Annotated in this window: 10 protein-coding genes; 8 read left to right on the top strand and 2 right to left on the bottom strand. The window is 49.4% G+C overall.

The window, feature by feature from the left end:
- Positions 1-47 precede the first annotated feature (47 nt).
- On the bottom strand, positions 48-1,526 hold the full coding sequence (locus HW447_RS03395) for a DUF1846 domain-containing protein (protein ID WP_176253925.1): 1,479 nt from the start codon (positions 1,524-1,526) through the stop codon (positions 48-50).
- A gap of 234 nt (positions 1,527-1,760) precedes the next feature.
- Here HW447_RS03395 and HW447_RS03390 point away from each other — a divergent pair, with 234 nt between their 5' ends.
- A complete protein-coding gene (locus HW447_RS03390; protein ID WP_176253924.1) occupies positions 1,761-2,528 on the top strand; it encodes a glycerophosphodiester phosphodiesterase in 768 nt (255 codons plus the stop codon).
- 143 nt (positions 2,529-2,671) lie between these two features.
- Entirely contained in the window at positions 2,672-6,448 is a 3,777-nt protein-coding gene (locus HW447_RS03385) for a phosphoribosylformylglycinamidine synthase (protein ID WP_176253923.1), read from the top strand.
- A gap of 114 nt (positions 6,449-6,562) precedes the next feature.
- On the opposite strand, the gene HW447_RS03380 is transcribed toward HW447_RS03385, so the two are convergent.
- A complete protein-coding gene (locus tag HW447_RS03380; RefSeq protein ID WP_176253922.1) occupies positions 6,563-6,952 on the bottom strand; it encodes a winged helix-turn-helix transcriptional regulator in 390 nt (129 codons plus the stop codon).
- Positions 6,953-7,094: 142 nt separating this feature from the next.
- Here HW447_RS03380 and HW447_RS03375 point away from each other — a divergent pair, with 142 nt between their 5' ends.
- The 6 genes from HW447_RS03375 (at position 7,095) to HW447_RS03350 (ending at position 13,046) form a co-directional block, all read left to right on the top strand.
- On the top strand, positions 7,095-7,439 hold the full coding sequence (locus HW447_RS03375) for a TIGR04076 family protein (RefSeq protein ID WP_176253921.1): 345 nt from the start codon (positions 7,095-7,097) through the stop codon (positions 7,437-7,439).
- Positions 7,440-7,632: 193 nt separating this feature from the next.
- Positions 7,633-8,394 (top strand): ABC transporter permease, encoded by a 762-nt coding sequence (locus HW447_RS03370; RefSeq protein ID WP_176253920.1) that lies wholly within the window; start codon positions 7,633-7,635, stop codon positions 8,392-8,394.
- 4 nt (positions 8,395-8,398) lie between these two features.
- Entirely contained in the window at positions 8,399-9,190 is a 792-nt protein-coding gene (locus HW447_RS03365; protein WP_176253919.1) for an ABC transporter permease, read from the top strand.
- 25 nt (positions 9,191-9,215) lie between these two features.
- Entirely contained in the window at positions 9,216-10,043 is an 828-nt protein-coding gene (locus tag HW447_RS03360; protein ID WP_176253918.1) for an ABC transporter ATP-binding protein, read from the top strand.
- Complete coding sequence (locus tag HW447_RS03355; RefSeq protein ID WP_176253917.1) at positions 10,040-11,470, top strand: helix-turn-helix domain-containing protein; 1,431 nt, start codon at positions 10,040-10,042, stop codon at positions 11,468-11,470. The genes HW447_RS03360 and HW447_RS03355 overlap by 4 nt, the downstream gene beginning before the upstream one ends.
- Before the next feature lie 256 nt (positions 11,471-11,726).
- Positions 11,727-13,046 (top strand): aspartate kinase, encoded by a 1,320-nt coding sequence (locus HW447_RS03350; protein ID WP_176253916.1) that lies wholly within the window; start codon positions 11,727-11,729, stop codon positions 13,044-13,046.
- Positions 13,047-13,153: the final 107 nt, after the last annotated feature.

Raw genomic sequence — 13,153 nt, 5'->3', positions numbered from 1 at the left:
GGAGGTATTTTCCACGAATTCTACCCATGGAAAATACCTCCTTTTGTTTAGTGATACAGCTTTTTGTGCTCATAGACCGGTTCAGAGGTCAGGTCTATGCCCAGTTTTTTAAATGTCTTGATATCCACATTGGAAAGCATCACAGAAGTATGCACCTGGCAGCCGCGCAGCTTGGGAAGCTGATCCAGGGCCTTCTTTGACGCCGGATCCGTGGCTGCACTCATGGACAGAGCGATGAGCACCTCGTCTGTGTGCAGACGTGGGTTTTTGCTGCCAAGATAGGTGGTCTTTAAGGTTTGAATGGGCTCGATGGCAGAGGGGGCGATCAGATGGGTATCGTGAGGGATTTTTCCCAGCATTTTGATCGCATTTAACAGGACGGCGGCCGAGGCTCCCAAAAGTCCGCTGGTCTTTCCGGTTACAATGGTTCCGTCGGCCAGCTCCATGGCAGCGGCAGGGGCGTTCTGCTCTTTTGCCCGATCCAGACAGGGGGTTACGACTCTGCGGTCCTCCGGTTTGATCTTTGCCTGCTTCATCAGCAGATTCAGCTTATAGACTTCCTCGGAATTGCCCTGTTCCTTTGCCAGACGGTTTAAGGCCTGATAGTAGCGGCGGATGATCTCCTGATTGGAGGCTTCACAGCAGGCTGCATCATCAAAAATACAAAAACCAGCCATATTGACACCCATATCAGTAGGAGACTTATAGGGGCTGCTGCCGTAGATTCCTTCAAAAATAGCATTGAGTACCGGGAAAATGTCTACGTCACGGTTATAGTTAACCGTAGTTTTCCCGTATGCCTCCAGATGGAAGGGGTCGATCATATTGACATCGTTTAAGTCGGCTGTTGCCGCCTCATAAGCCAGATTGACCGGATGCTTTAAGGGCAGGTTCCAGATGGGGAAGGTCTCAAATTTGGCATAGCCGGCTTTGATGCCCCGTTTGTTTTCGTGGTACAGCTGGGACAGGCAGGTAGCCATTTTGCCGCTTCCAGGGCCGGGAGCCGTGATGATCACCAGAGGACGGCTGGTCTCGATGTAATCATTTTTCCCGTATCCCTGGTCACTGACGATAAGAGGCACGTTGCTGGGATAGCCTTCAATACAGTAGTGGCGGTATACACGGATGCCCATATGCTCTAATTTTGTCTTAAAAAGATCCGCACTGCCCTGTCCCTGGTACTGGGTGATGACAACGCTTCCCACATAGAGGCCCTTATTCTGGAATTCCTGGATCAGACGCAGAACATCCACATCATATGTGATCCCCAGATCCTGGCGTACCTTATTTTTTTCGATATCTGCCGCGCTGATGGCAATGACGATCTCTGCCTGGTCGGCCAGCTGCAGAAGCATACGGAGCTTGCTGTCCGGAGCAAAGCCGGGAAGGACTCTTGAAGCGTGGTAGTCGTCAAAAAGCTTTCCGCCAAATTCCAGATAGAGCTTATCTCCAAACTGGCCGATCCGTTCTCTGATGTGTTCAGACTGCATGGAAAGGTACTTATCATTATCAAATCCGATCTTCATGTCTTTTGTGTCTCCCGATGATTTATTCTTTATGATCCGCAACAGACTGCGGGCTCAATCTTTTTCAGTATAGCACAGTTCGGTGCGCTGTGCCAGAGTGTGTTTTTGAAATCCCGCACAAACTTTAAAAACATTTGACATTTCCCTGCTTGTTTTCAATGGCAATGCTGCGTATAGTAGACGTTCAGAGAGAAGCAGAACGCTTTTAATGATACACTTAAGGAGGAACTGCAAATGAAAATTTTTGCCCACAGAGGATACAGCGAAAGATACCCGGAGAATACCATGCTTGCGTTTAAAAAGGCATATGAGGCTGGAGCCGACGGTATTGAACTGGATGTACAGCTGACAAAAGAGGGGACAGTGGTTGTGATCCATGACGAGCGGATCGACCGAACCACGGACGGAACTGGATTTGTGAGGGATTATACCTATGAAGAGCTTTCAGGATTTAATGCAGCCAGTATTCGCAGTGAAGCAGCTGCCTTTGAGCGGATCCCTACTTTTGAGGAATACTGCCGGTGGGTAAAAGGTACGCCCCTGATCACAAATGTGGAGTTAAAGACAGGGGTGTATTATTATGAAAATATAGAGGAAAAGACGCTGGAGCTGGTGCGCAGATACGGACTGGCAGACCGGATTATTTTTTCATCCTTTAATCATCTGTCTGTGGTAAAAATGAAGGAACTTGCGCCCGAAATTCCCTGCGGCGCCCTGGTGGAGAAAGAAGGAATTGGAAATGCCGGTTTTTACTGCAGCCGATTTGGGCTGGAATATTACCACCCGGATATTCACGGCCTGGATGAGGCCGTGGTAAAGGAATGCAGGGATAAGGGAGTCAGGGTGAATGTCTGGACGGTTAATGATCTGGAGGGGATGGATCGATGCGTTCGCTGGGGCTGCAATGGCCTGATTACCAATGATCTAAAACTGCCGGACCGGTGGAGGAAGGCGAAGGGAGCCGGGGCAGAAGAAGAGAAAAATAAAATAACCTATTTATAAGGTGTAAATATAATAATAATTAGATATATTAACTTTACTAATTTATACCGCCTGTGTTATGATATAAATAAATCAATGATGATGCACGATTCGGCGTCCCGGTTTCATGGGGCGGATTTATGGCCAACAACAGGAGGTTTTAAATGAGCGTAAGACGAATTTTCGTAGAGAAGAAGCCCGACTATGCAGTAAAGTCCGGTGAGCTGAGAGAAGAACTGGAAAGCTACCTGGATATAAAAGGTGTGAAAAATGTGCGGGTACTGATCCGCTATGATATTGAAAATCTGTCGGAAGAAACCTATAAAAAGGCCCTGGTAACTATTTTCTCAGAGCCGCCGGTAGATAAGGTATACGAGGAGGAGTTCCCAAAGAATCCAGACGACCTTGTATTTTCCGTAGAGTACCTGCCAGGCCAGTTTGACCAGAGAGCCGACTCCGCAGAGCAGTGCGTAAAGCTTCTGAAAGAAGATGAGGAGCCGGTGATCCGTACTGCAACCACCTATGTGATTACTGCGCCTCTAACCCAGGCTCAGGAGGAGGCCATACGCCATTTCTGCATCAATCCGGTGGACAGCCGTCAGGCAGAGGAAACAAAGCCTGAGACACTGGTAACGGAGTTTGAAGCGCCGGAGGATATCAAGAGCTTTGAGGGCTTTGCCATTGCCTCTGAGAAGAATTTAAAAGATCTTTATGATACCCTGAATCTGGCCATGACCTTTAAGGATTTCCTTCATATTCAGACGTATTATGCACAAGAAGAACGCCGGGATCCCACGGTGACGGAAATCCGTGTACTTGATACCTACTGGTCTGACCATTGCCGTCATACTACCTTTTCCACCGAACTTAAAAATGTGACCTTTACAGAGGGCGAGTACAAAAAGCCCATTGAGGATACCTACAAGCAGTATCTGGCTGACAGAGAGGAGATCTATAAAGGAAGGGACGATAAGTATGTCTGCCTTATGGATCTTGCTCTGATAGCCATGAAAAAGCTGAAAAAAGAGGGGAAGCTGGAGGATATGGAGATCTCTGATGAGATCAATGCCTGCAGTATTGTGGTTCCTGTTGAGATCGACGGAGTGACTGAGGAGTGGCTGGTGAACTTTAAAAATGAAACCCACAACCACCCTACAGAGATCGAACCCTTCGGCGGCGCAGCCACCTGTCTTGGCGGAGCAATCCGCGACCCGCTGTCAGGACGTACCTATGTATATCAGGCCATGCGTGTAACCGGTGCGGCTGATCCTACGAAGCCTTTAAATGAGACGTTAAAGGGAAAGCTTCCTCAGAGAAAGATTGTAAACAGTGCGGCTCAGGGATATTCCTCCTACGGAAACCAGATCGGCCTTGCAACCGGCTACGTAAAGGAATTATACCATCCGGGCTATGTGGCAAAGCGCATGGAGATCGGCGCTGTGATGGGCGCGGCTCCCAGAAAATATGTGATCCGTGAAACCTCTGATCCGGGCGATATCATTATCCTTTTAGGCGGGCGGACCGGCCGTGACGGAATCGGCGGCGCCACTGGTTCCTCCAAAGTTCATACCACCGCATCCATTGAGGTCTGCGGCGCTGAGGTACAGAAGGGCAACGCGCCTACCGAGCGGAAGATCCAGAGAATGTTCCGCCGCCCCGAGGTCAGCTCTATTATAAAGAAGTGCAACGACTTCGGCGCAGGCGGCGTATCCGTTGCCATTGGCGAACTGGCTGCCGGCCTTCAGATCGATTTAGACCGGGTTCCTAAGAAATACGCAGGCCTGGACGGTACAGAGATCGCCATTTCCGAGTCTCAGGAGCGTATGGCAGTTGTGGTGGATCCCAAAGACGTGGATCGTTTTCTGGCTTATGCGGCAGAGGAAAATCTGGAGGCTGTAACCGTAGCGGTAGTGACAGAGAGTCCAAGACTTGTGATGAACTGGCGCGGAAAGACCATTGTAGATATCAGCCGCGCTTTCCTGGATACCAACGGTGCTCATCAGGAAGCAGACGTTACCTTGGAGATTCCGGGCCGTGAGGGCAATCTCTTTGGCCGCAGGGAAGCAGGGGATGTAAAGAGCCAGTGGCTTACCATGCTTTCCGGCCTGAATGTGTGCTCCCAGAAAGGGCTGGTAGAGCGGTTTGACGGTTCCATCGGGGCTGGATCCGTATTTATGCCGTACGGCGGCAGATACCAGTTGACGGAAACCCAGGCCATGGTAGCCAAGCTTCCGGTGTTAAAGGGCCATACGGATACCGTAACCATGATGAGTTACGGCTTTGATCCCTATCTGTCCAGCTGGAGTCCTTACCACGGAGCCGTATATGCCGTCGTTTCCTCTGTTGCAAAGATTGTGGCTGCAGGCGGCGATTACAGCAGGATCCGCTTTACCTTCCAGGAGTATTTCCGCCGGATGAGCGGGGATCCTGCCAGATGGAGCCAGCCGTTTGCAGCTCTCCTCGGTGCATACAGCGCACAGATGGGCTTCGGACTGCCTTCCATCGGCGGCAAGGACAGTATGTCCGGAACATTTGATGATGAAAAGGGCGAGATCAATGTTCCGCCTACGCTGGTATCCTTTGCAGTGGATGTAAACAGCAGCAAAAACATCATTACGCCGGAGTTTAAGAAGGCAGGCAGTCGGATTGTGGTATTTAAGGCGGCAAGGGACGGCTACGATCTGCCGGATTATATCCAGATTATGGACGGCTATCATAAGATATTTGAGGACATCAAGGCCGGAAAGATCCTGTCTGCATATGCGGTAGAGGGGCACGGAGCGGCTGAGGCAGTGAGCAAGATGGCCTTTGGAAATAAGCTTGGTGTGAAGATCGAGCACAATGTAGATCCGGGAGATTTCTTTGCCGCCGCATGGGGCGATATTGTCTGCGAGGTGGCAGAGGGCAAGCTGGGCGAGTTATCCATTCCATATACTGTCATCGGCGAAGTAACCGATCAGGGCGCTTTTGAGTATGGAAATGTGCGTATTTCCATGGACGAGGCATTAAAGGCATGGACAGGCACTTTAGAGACTGTATTCCCCACCGTGACCGGCAAAGAAAAGGAAGGGGAGGCTGCGAGGGTAGAGGAGAAGCTTTACCGTACAGATGCCGTGTATATCTGTGACCACAAGCTTGGACAGCCATCTGTATTTATCCCTGTATTCCCAGGCACCAACTGCGAATACGACAGCACGAAAGCCTTTGAGAGAGCCGGCGCGAAGGTGGTAACGCGGGTGTTTAAGAATCTGAGCCCAGAGGATATCCGCCAGTCTGTAGAGGCGTATAAGAAGGAGATTGCAAAGGCCCAGATCGTGATGTTCCCAGGCGGTTTCTCCGCCGGTGATGAGCCGGAAGGCTCTGCCAAGTTCTTTGCCACTGTATTCCGCAATGCGGTGATTAAAGAAGAGATTGAGAAGCTTTTAAATGAAAGAGACGGTCTGATGCTGGGTATCTGCAACGGTTTCCAGGCGTTAATTAAACTGGGCCTTGTTCCGGAGGGAAAGATTATAGAGCAGAAGGCAGATTCCCCGACCCTGGCAATGAATACCATCGGACGCCACATTTCCAAGATGGTTTATACAAAGGTGGTTGCCAACAAATCTCCGTGGCTGGCAGGAGCTGAACTTGGCGGCGTGTACTGCAATCCCGCATCCCACGGAGAGGGGCGTTTCGTGGCAAATGAGGCATGGCTGCGCCGCCTGATGGCAAACGGCCAGGTTGCCACCCAGTATGTAGACGATAAGGGCAATGTGACCATGGACGAATACTGGAATCCAAATGGTTCCTATATGGCTGTTGAAGGCATTACCAGCCCTGACGGACGTATCCTTGGCAAGATGGCTCACTCCGAGAGACGGGGAGAGGCTGTGGCAGTGAATATCTACGGCGAGCAGGATATGAAGATCTTTGAGTCCGGCGTGAAGTATTTTAAACTCTGATAACAGCCAAAGCAGCTGAAAACAGACATATCAAAAGACGGCGCGGTTTTCCCAGACCGGGCCGTCTTTTGCGTGCGTAAAAAGGTGGTATGAAAGACACAGAAATCATTTCCTTTATTCTGAAGCTGAACTGCTCTGCTCCTGCTCCCGGCAGGAAACAGGAGGCTGTTCTTTGTACTGCCTGCCCCACTGGCACATGGCCTCCATTATGGGGTATAAAGACCGTCCTTTGTCTGACAGGCTGTATTCAACCCTGGGAGGAATCTGGGGGTATTCCGTTCGGATAACAAGGCCGTCTGCCTCCATCTCCTTTAACTGGCTGCTGAGCGTTTTATAGGTGATGGTGCCTATTTTGCGCTGAAGTTCGTTGAAGCGGATGGCTTCGTATTCTACAAGCCAGTACAGAATTACCAGCCTCCATTTGCCTCCGATCATTGAAAGCGTGTAGCCAAAGGGGGTATCCGTCAGGGAACGGATCTTTTTTATATATTCTTCCATGCTCATATCTGACACTTCCTTTTAAGATAGTATATGTCATTAAAGTGCGTACTTTATGTTCCTGCTTTGTGCCTGTATAATACCATAAAAGGATAGAGGACACAATCGTTTGAAGTCAGGAAACAAAGCGCAAAAGGAGTATATGAAAATGAAGAAAGTGAAGATTACGATTTTAAAAACAACCTTAGACGCAGAACTTGCAAAGGAGTATGGCGTTAAAGACTTAACAGCCTGTCCGATGATGGAGAAGGGACAGGTTTTTTATGCTGATTACGCAAAGCCCGATGGATTCTGCGATGAGGCCTGGAAAGCTGTCTATCAGTATGTATTTGCATTGGCCCATGGCTGCGGAAAGGAGCTGTTTTATTACGGTGACTGGATCGATAAGCCCAATGTGGCGATCTGCAGCTGCAACGATGGCCTGAGGCCGGTTATCATGAAACTGGAGGCGGTGGACGAAGAGGCGAAGATAAACTACACACCGACCCGCTGATGAGGGCAGGTATAAAGGAAAGTGCCAGAAGGTACGTTTTATTCTGTTTTTGTCCAAAACATCAAGAAACTGGCAGCGCTGCCGTAGTATACTGAAACACATGGGCGTGCTCTTTTAAATCTCCGAAGATACATGGGCCGGTGAAGATTTAAAAATCAGTTGGAGCACAGTAAATAGTAAGGCGGTGAATCAGATGTACGGAGCGCTTTTAAAGTTTGGATGGAAGCGCCAGATTCAGTATCGGGCGGGAATGGCACTCAGGCTGGCAGGTGATATGCTGCGGCTGTATGTTAAGGGCTGTATCTGGCTGGCTCTTTTAAGGGATGATTTTAGGGAAACGGCAGCGTATACCCTGGCAAGTCTCATGCTTTTAATACTTACGGATACAAGAATCAGCGGGGAACTGGCGGACAGGGTAAGGAGCGGGATGATTGCGGTGGATCTGATCCGCCCTGTTTCTTTAAAATGGTACTTTTTCTTTGATCAGCTGGGAGAAAATCTCCTTCGATTTCTGGCAGAAGGAGCGGTACTGATTCCCGCTGCTGTCTGGCTCTGGAAACTTCCTTTTCCCTCGGTTCAGTCCATATGCTTTGGAAGTATAGCTGCAGCGCTGGCGGTGGTTTTGTGCTACAGCATCCAATACACGGCTGGTCTGCTGGTATTCTGGATGAAGGACGGAACTTACACGCGGATGATGACAGACAGTCTGTTCACCCTGTTTTCCGGGCTTTCCATTCCCCTGTGGTTTTATCCGCCGTGGCTTGAGAACATCTGCCGTTATCTGCCTTTTCGTCTCACTGTGTATGAGCCGGTCTGTATCTGGCTCGGCAGATATACAGATGCAGAGTGCATACGGCTGATTTTTCTGGAGCTTGGCTGGCTTTTGGTGACAGCGGCTTTACAGCGGGCAGTGTGGAAACGGATCGGGGCAGTGCTTGAGATTCAGGGGGGTTAAAGAAATGAGAGTATATGGAGCTCTTCTTAAAAATGGTTTTTTAACGCAGCTGACTCATAAGGGGCAATACGCCATGCGGATGTTGGCAAAGATCATGGGCTGGTCCACGGGACTTATTATGGTTTTGATTCTCCTGAAACGGTTTGGACAGATCGGCGGATGGAATCGGGAGGAGATCCTGCTCCTGTATGCTTTTGATGTGCTGTCGTATTCTGTGGCAGCTACCTTTTTTATGGGATCTTTTGGAAAATTATACCGGCTGATCCGTCAGGGAGAGCTGGACTGTGTACTGACAAAACCGACGGATCCGATGTTATATCTGGCCGCCACTCATGTGAGTGCCGGATATACGAGCAATTATCTGATTGGCGGCGCGGTGCTTCTGATCTGTATGATCCGGCTGGAAATCCCCATAACGCTCTCCAATGTTTTCTGGCTGGCGGCGGATTTGGCGGGAGCCTCTCTTATTCAGGCGGCAGGCTTTGTGTTTACGGCAGTTCCGGCCTTCTGGATCGGGGACAGCGAAGGCTTATACCGCCTTTTGTATAAAAATCTCACGGAATTTATCCAATACCCCCTGTCTATTTATCATAGAGGGATCAGAGAACTTCTAACGTTTGTACTGCCATATGCGTTCATCAGCTATTACCCTGTGCAGCTTTTTATCAGCCGCCAGGAGGGGATTTGCTCCGGCATATTCCGATATCTGACACCAGCGGTGGGCTGCGGTGCATTTTTTCTTTCACGGATATTCTGGCAGCTGGGGCTGCGGGCTTACAGCGGGACAGGATCCTGATAAAAACATAAACAGGAGAACATCTATGGCATATATAGAGGCAGAGAATCTGCAAAAAACATTTAAAGTATTTGAACGTCCCAAGGGAGCCAGGGCAATGCTTGGCTCTCTGATCCGCAGGAAGTATACGGAGAAAAAGGCGGTGGATGGAATCTCATTTTCCATTGAAAAGGGTGAGATGGTGGGATATATTGGGCCAAATGGTGCGGGAAAATCTACTACGATCAAAATGCTCTGCGGGATTTTGGTACCAGATAATGGAAGGCTTGACTGCGGCGGTCGGATTCCATGGAAAAACCGGAAAGAAAATGCCTGGCATATGGGAGTGGTTTTTGGCCAGCGGTCTCAGTTAAACTGGGAGCTTCCCATGGAGGACACCTTTGAACTTTATCGAAAGATGTACCGGATCCCTGACAACGTATTTAAGCGGAATGTGAAATGTTTTACAGAAATTTTGGGAATGGGAGAATTTCTGAGGAAACCGGTGCGCAGCTTAAGTCTGGGTCAGAAGATGCGGGCCGAACTGGCGGCATCCCTGCTTCATGATCCAGAGGTTTTATTTCTGGACGAACCAACAGTGGGACTGGATGTAGTGGCAAAAGATCGCATTCGGAAATTTTTAAGGGAACTAAACCGTGAAAAGCAGACTACCATACTCTTAACCAGTCATGACATGACGGATATAGACGAAATCTGCAGTCGGGTGATCCTGATTGATCGGGGAAAAAAGATGTTAGATGAATCTTTGGAGGACTTTTACTGTATCGGCAGAAAAGTTTGCGGGAAGGAAAAGGCAGGCTTAGACGAAATGGTGCGAAGTCTTTATGAAAACAGCTTCAGGGGGTGGACATGAACGAGGAACAGGGATTAAAAAATGTCATTGCGTATATAGAGACACATTTAAAAGAGCCATTATCGGCAGAAGAGATTGCGGCGGCCTGCTACTATTCCAGGTCCAATACAAAGGCATTGTTCCAGAAAGTCTTTCAGTATGGGATGATGGAATATGTGGCCAGGCGGAAACTGACCCAGGCGGCCGAAGAGCTTCTGTTTACTTCACGCAGGGTCTGCGATATTGCCATGGAATACGGTTTTGAGTCTCAGGAGGTATTTACAAGAGCTTTTAAGAAAATGTGGCAGGAACCGCCGGCAGTATTTAGAAAAAATCGAACGTTCTGGCAGCTTTTCCCCAGACAGGACTTTTTCTGCGACGACTGCGGCGTGTTCAGGAGACGCTTTGATCTGGAGGATATGAGGAAAATGCTGGAATGCCGCGAGCATACCTGGGTGGTCTGCTTTGACATGGAGGCGCCTGGGATCCGATGTCTGAAAACAGCGTTCGGAAGAGAAGGAGGAGAACGTTTTGTGTTAGACTGCCTGCAGAGAATCGAACGGGAAATGAAAACGGGGGATCGTCTGTTTCGCATTGCGGGGGATAAATTTGCGCTTTTAGCAGTATCAGAGGACTGTGAAACGGTTCTGGGTCAGGCGGAGCGTATCTTGAAACGAAATGGCGAACGGGTGCGCTATGAGGGAAATGATGTAGCTCTGGCCATGTTTGGAGGGATTGTTGAACTGGGAAAGAAGGATGCCTGGTCTGCAAGTCTTTTTGAACGGCTGGATGAGGTGCTGGATGGACGGTGGGAGATGACAAAACGAAGGCTGACACCGGAAGAGGCACCGGACGGCCAAAGGACGGGAAGGTGCCGGTTTATATATCCGGATTATGGTTTTCCCACAGGAACAGTATACCATGCTTATGAAATCAGAGAAGGAGCGCTGCCTGCGGGAAGGCTTTTAGGCTATGGGATAGACCTTAGGAAGGAAAGGGAATATCTGTCCTTTCCCTTGCGCTGTGTACAGAGTGAAAAGACAGGATTGCATCAGCCGCAGGAGCTTTCTGTCCGGCAGGAGAAGCTCATAATCCGCTGGAATCAGGAACGTCTGGGAGGAAGGATGGTCTTTCCAAGGGGCGAAAACTGGTGCGTATTTCAGGTCGCAGACAGAGACGGATCTGTTGCGCGGGAGCATTTCATGGTGATAAGAGACTTAAATGTTCAAAGGACAGCAGAGGGGATCAGGCTGTCTTTTGAAAAGCTGTTTCTGGAGGCAGTGCGGATGAAAGACGGATCGTGGATCCGGCTTAACGAAGGCGAGCTAAAAGAAACAGTCCGTGATCTTGGTCTTGGGACAGGAGAGTACAGAAAAATCTGCCGGATAGAGAGGGGAATACGAAACAGGTTTCGTCAGGCAGGCCTGTTTCAGACAGAATTTCTGTAAATGTTGGATCCGTTCATCTAAGTGAACAGCACGCCGTGCATATACTATTTTTGATTTTTCAAAGCCTTAAATGTCATGTGTTTTATCTCCTGACTGCCTGTACTGCAAATAAAAGAATTCAAAAGTCCGCACAACACGTACAAATGTGCACTGTACGCAAATTATTTCCCCGAAAACTATTGACATTTCTATAGAAGTGGGATATCATTTCCAAAAAGCATTACCCTCGAAAATGTGGCAAGGAGATCATACAATTATGAAAAAAGTGGTTAAATTCGGAGGCAGTTCGCTGGCCAGTGCAAAGCAGTTTAAAAAGGTGGGAGAGATCATTCGGGCGGATAAGTCCAGACGGTTTGTAGTTCCCTCTGCGCCGGGAAAGCGCAATGACAGGGATGAAAAGGTAACAGATATGCTTTACGCCTGTTATGATGCGGCGTCAGAGGGACGCTCCTATAAGAAGATCTTAGAGAAGATCCGCGGCCGGTATGACGAGATCATCGAAGGCCTGGGGCTGAACCTGAATTTGGATCATGAATTTGCCGGAATGGAGGAGAATTTTCTTGCAAAGGCAGGAAAGGACTATGCAGCTTCCAGAGGCGAATATTTAAACGGCATTGTGATGGCCCATTATCTGGGATACGAGTTTATAGACGCCGCAGAGGTGATTTTCTTTGATGAGCAGGGGAATTTTGAGGCCGAGCTGACAAACAGGGAGCTGTCCGAGCGCCTGTCCCATGTGGAGCGGGCTGTGATACCCGGTTTTTATGGTTCCCGCCCGGATGGAAGCGTAAAGACATTTTCCAGAGGCGGCTCTGACGTGACAGGCTCCATCGTAGCAAGGGCGGTTCATGCGGATCTGTATGAGAACTGGACAGATGTGTCAGGATTTCTGGTGGCCGATCCCAGGATTGTGGATAATCCGGAGGTGATTGAGACGATTACATACAGGGAACTGCGGGAACTGTCCTATATGGGCGCCAGCGTTCTTCATGAGGATGCCATTTTCCCGGTGAGAAAAGAGGGAATTCCCATCAATATCCGCAATACCAACCGTCCGGAGGATCGGGGAACGCTGATCGTGGAGACCACCTGCCGCAAGCCTCTGCACACCATTACCGGCGTAGCCGGGAAGAAAGGCTTTTGCGCCATCAATATTGAAAAGGCCATGATGAATACCGAGGTTGGTTTTGGGAGAAAGGTTCTAAGCGTATTTGAGCAGTCCGGCATCTCCTTTGAGCATATGCCTTCGGGGATTGATACCATGACGATTTTCGTCCACCAGTCTGAGTTTGAGGATCACGAACAGTCGGTGATCGCCGGAATCCACAGGGCTGTTTCGCCGGATGTGGTGGAACTGGAGTCAGATCTGGCTCTGGTGGCGGTAGTTGGGAGAGGAATGCGCGCCAATCAGGGAACGGCTGGACGCGTTTTCTCCGCCCTGGCCCATGCAAGGGTGAATGTAAAAATGATCGATCAGGGTTCCAGTGAATGGAACATCATTATTGGTGTCAAAAACGATGATTTCGAGAAGGCCATACGCGCCATCTATGACATTTTCGTGCTGGCTGATCTGTAAATCAGCCGTGATCCTACCAGAACAGAAGCAGCGATTCAGCCATGCGGCAATTTGGCATGGCTGAATCGTTACGGACAGAAAACAGCCTGAGCCGGATTTTTGGTTCG

Source organism: Enterocloster alcoholdehydrogenati (assembly GCF_013282095.1).
GTDB classification, from domain to species: domain Bacteria; phylum Bacillota; class Clostridia; order Lachnospirales; family Lachnospiraceae; genus Enterocloster; species Enterocloster alcoholdehydrogenati.
Note: the sequence above shows the minus strand (reverse complement) of the source record. Positions and strands in the feature narration are given on the sequence as shown.

Bases quoted from the DNA above. Each gene is read 5' to 3' on its own strand.
- HW447_RS03395 (WP_176253925.1), bottom strand. From the start codon at position 1,526: ATGAAGATCGGATTTGATAATGATAAGTACCTTTCCATGCAGTCTGAA.
- HW447_RS03390 (WP_176253924.1), top strand. From the start codon at position 1,761: ATGAAAATTTTTGCCCACAGAGGATACAGCGAAAGATACCCGGAGAAT.
- HW447_RS03385 (WP_176253923.1), top strand. From the start codon at position 2,672: ATGAGCGTAAGACGAATTTTCGTAGAGAAGAAGCCCGACTATGCAGTA.
- HW447_RS03380 (WP_176253922.1), bottom strand. From the start codon at position 6,952: ATGAGCATGGAAGAATATATAAAAAAGATCCGTTCCCTGACGGATACC.
- HW447_RS03375 (WP_176253921.1), top strand. From the start codon at position 7,095: ATGAAGAAAGTGAAGATTACGATTTTAAAAACAACCTTAGACGCAGAA.
- HW447_RS03370 (WP_176253920.1), top strand. From the start codon at position 7,633: ATGTACGGAGCGCTTTTAAAGTTTGGATGGAAGCGCCAGATTCAGTAT.
- HW447_RS03365 (WP_176253919.1), top strand. From the start codon at position 8,399: ATGAGAGTATATGGAGCTCTTCTTAAAAATGGTTTTTTAACGCAGCTG.
- HW447_RS03360 (WP_176253918.1), top strand. From the start codon at position 9,216: ATGGCATATATAGAGGCAGAGAATCTGCAAAAAACATTTAAAGTATTT.
- HW447_RS03355 (WP_176253917.1), top strand. From the start codon at position 10,040: ATGAACGAGGAACAGGGATTAAAAAATGTCATTGCGTATATAGAGACA.
- HW447_RS03350 (WP_176253916.1), top strand. From the start codon at position 11,727: ATGAAAAAAGTGGTTAAATTCGGAGGCAGTTCGCTGGCCAGTGCAAAG.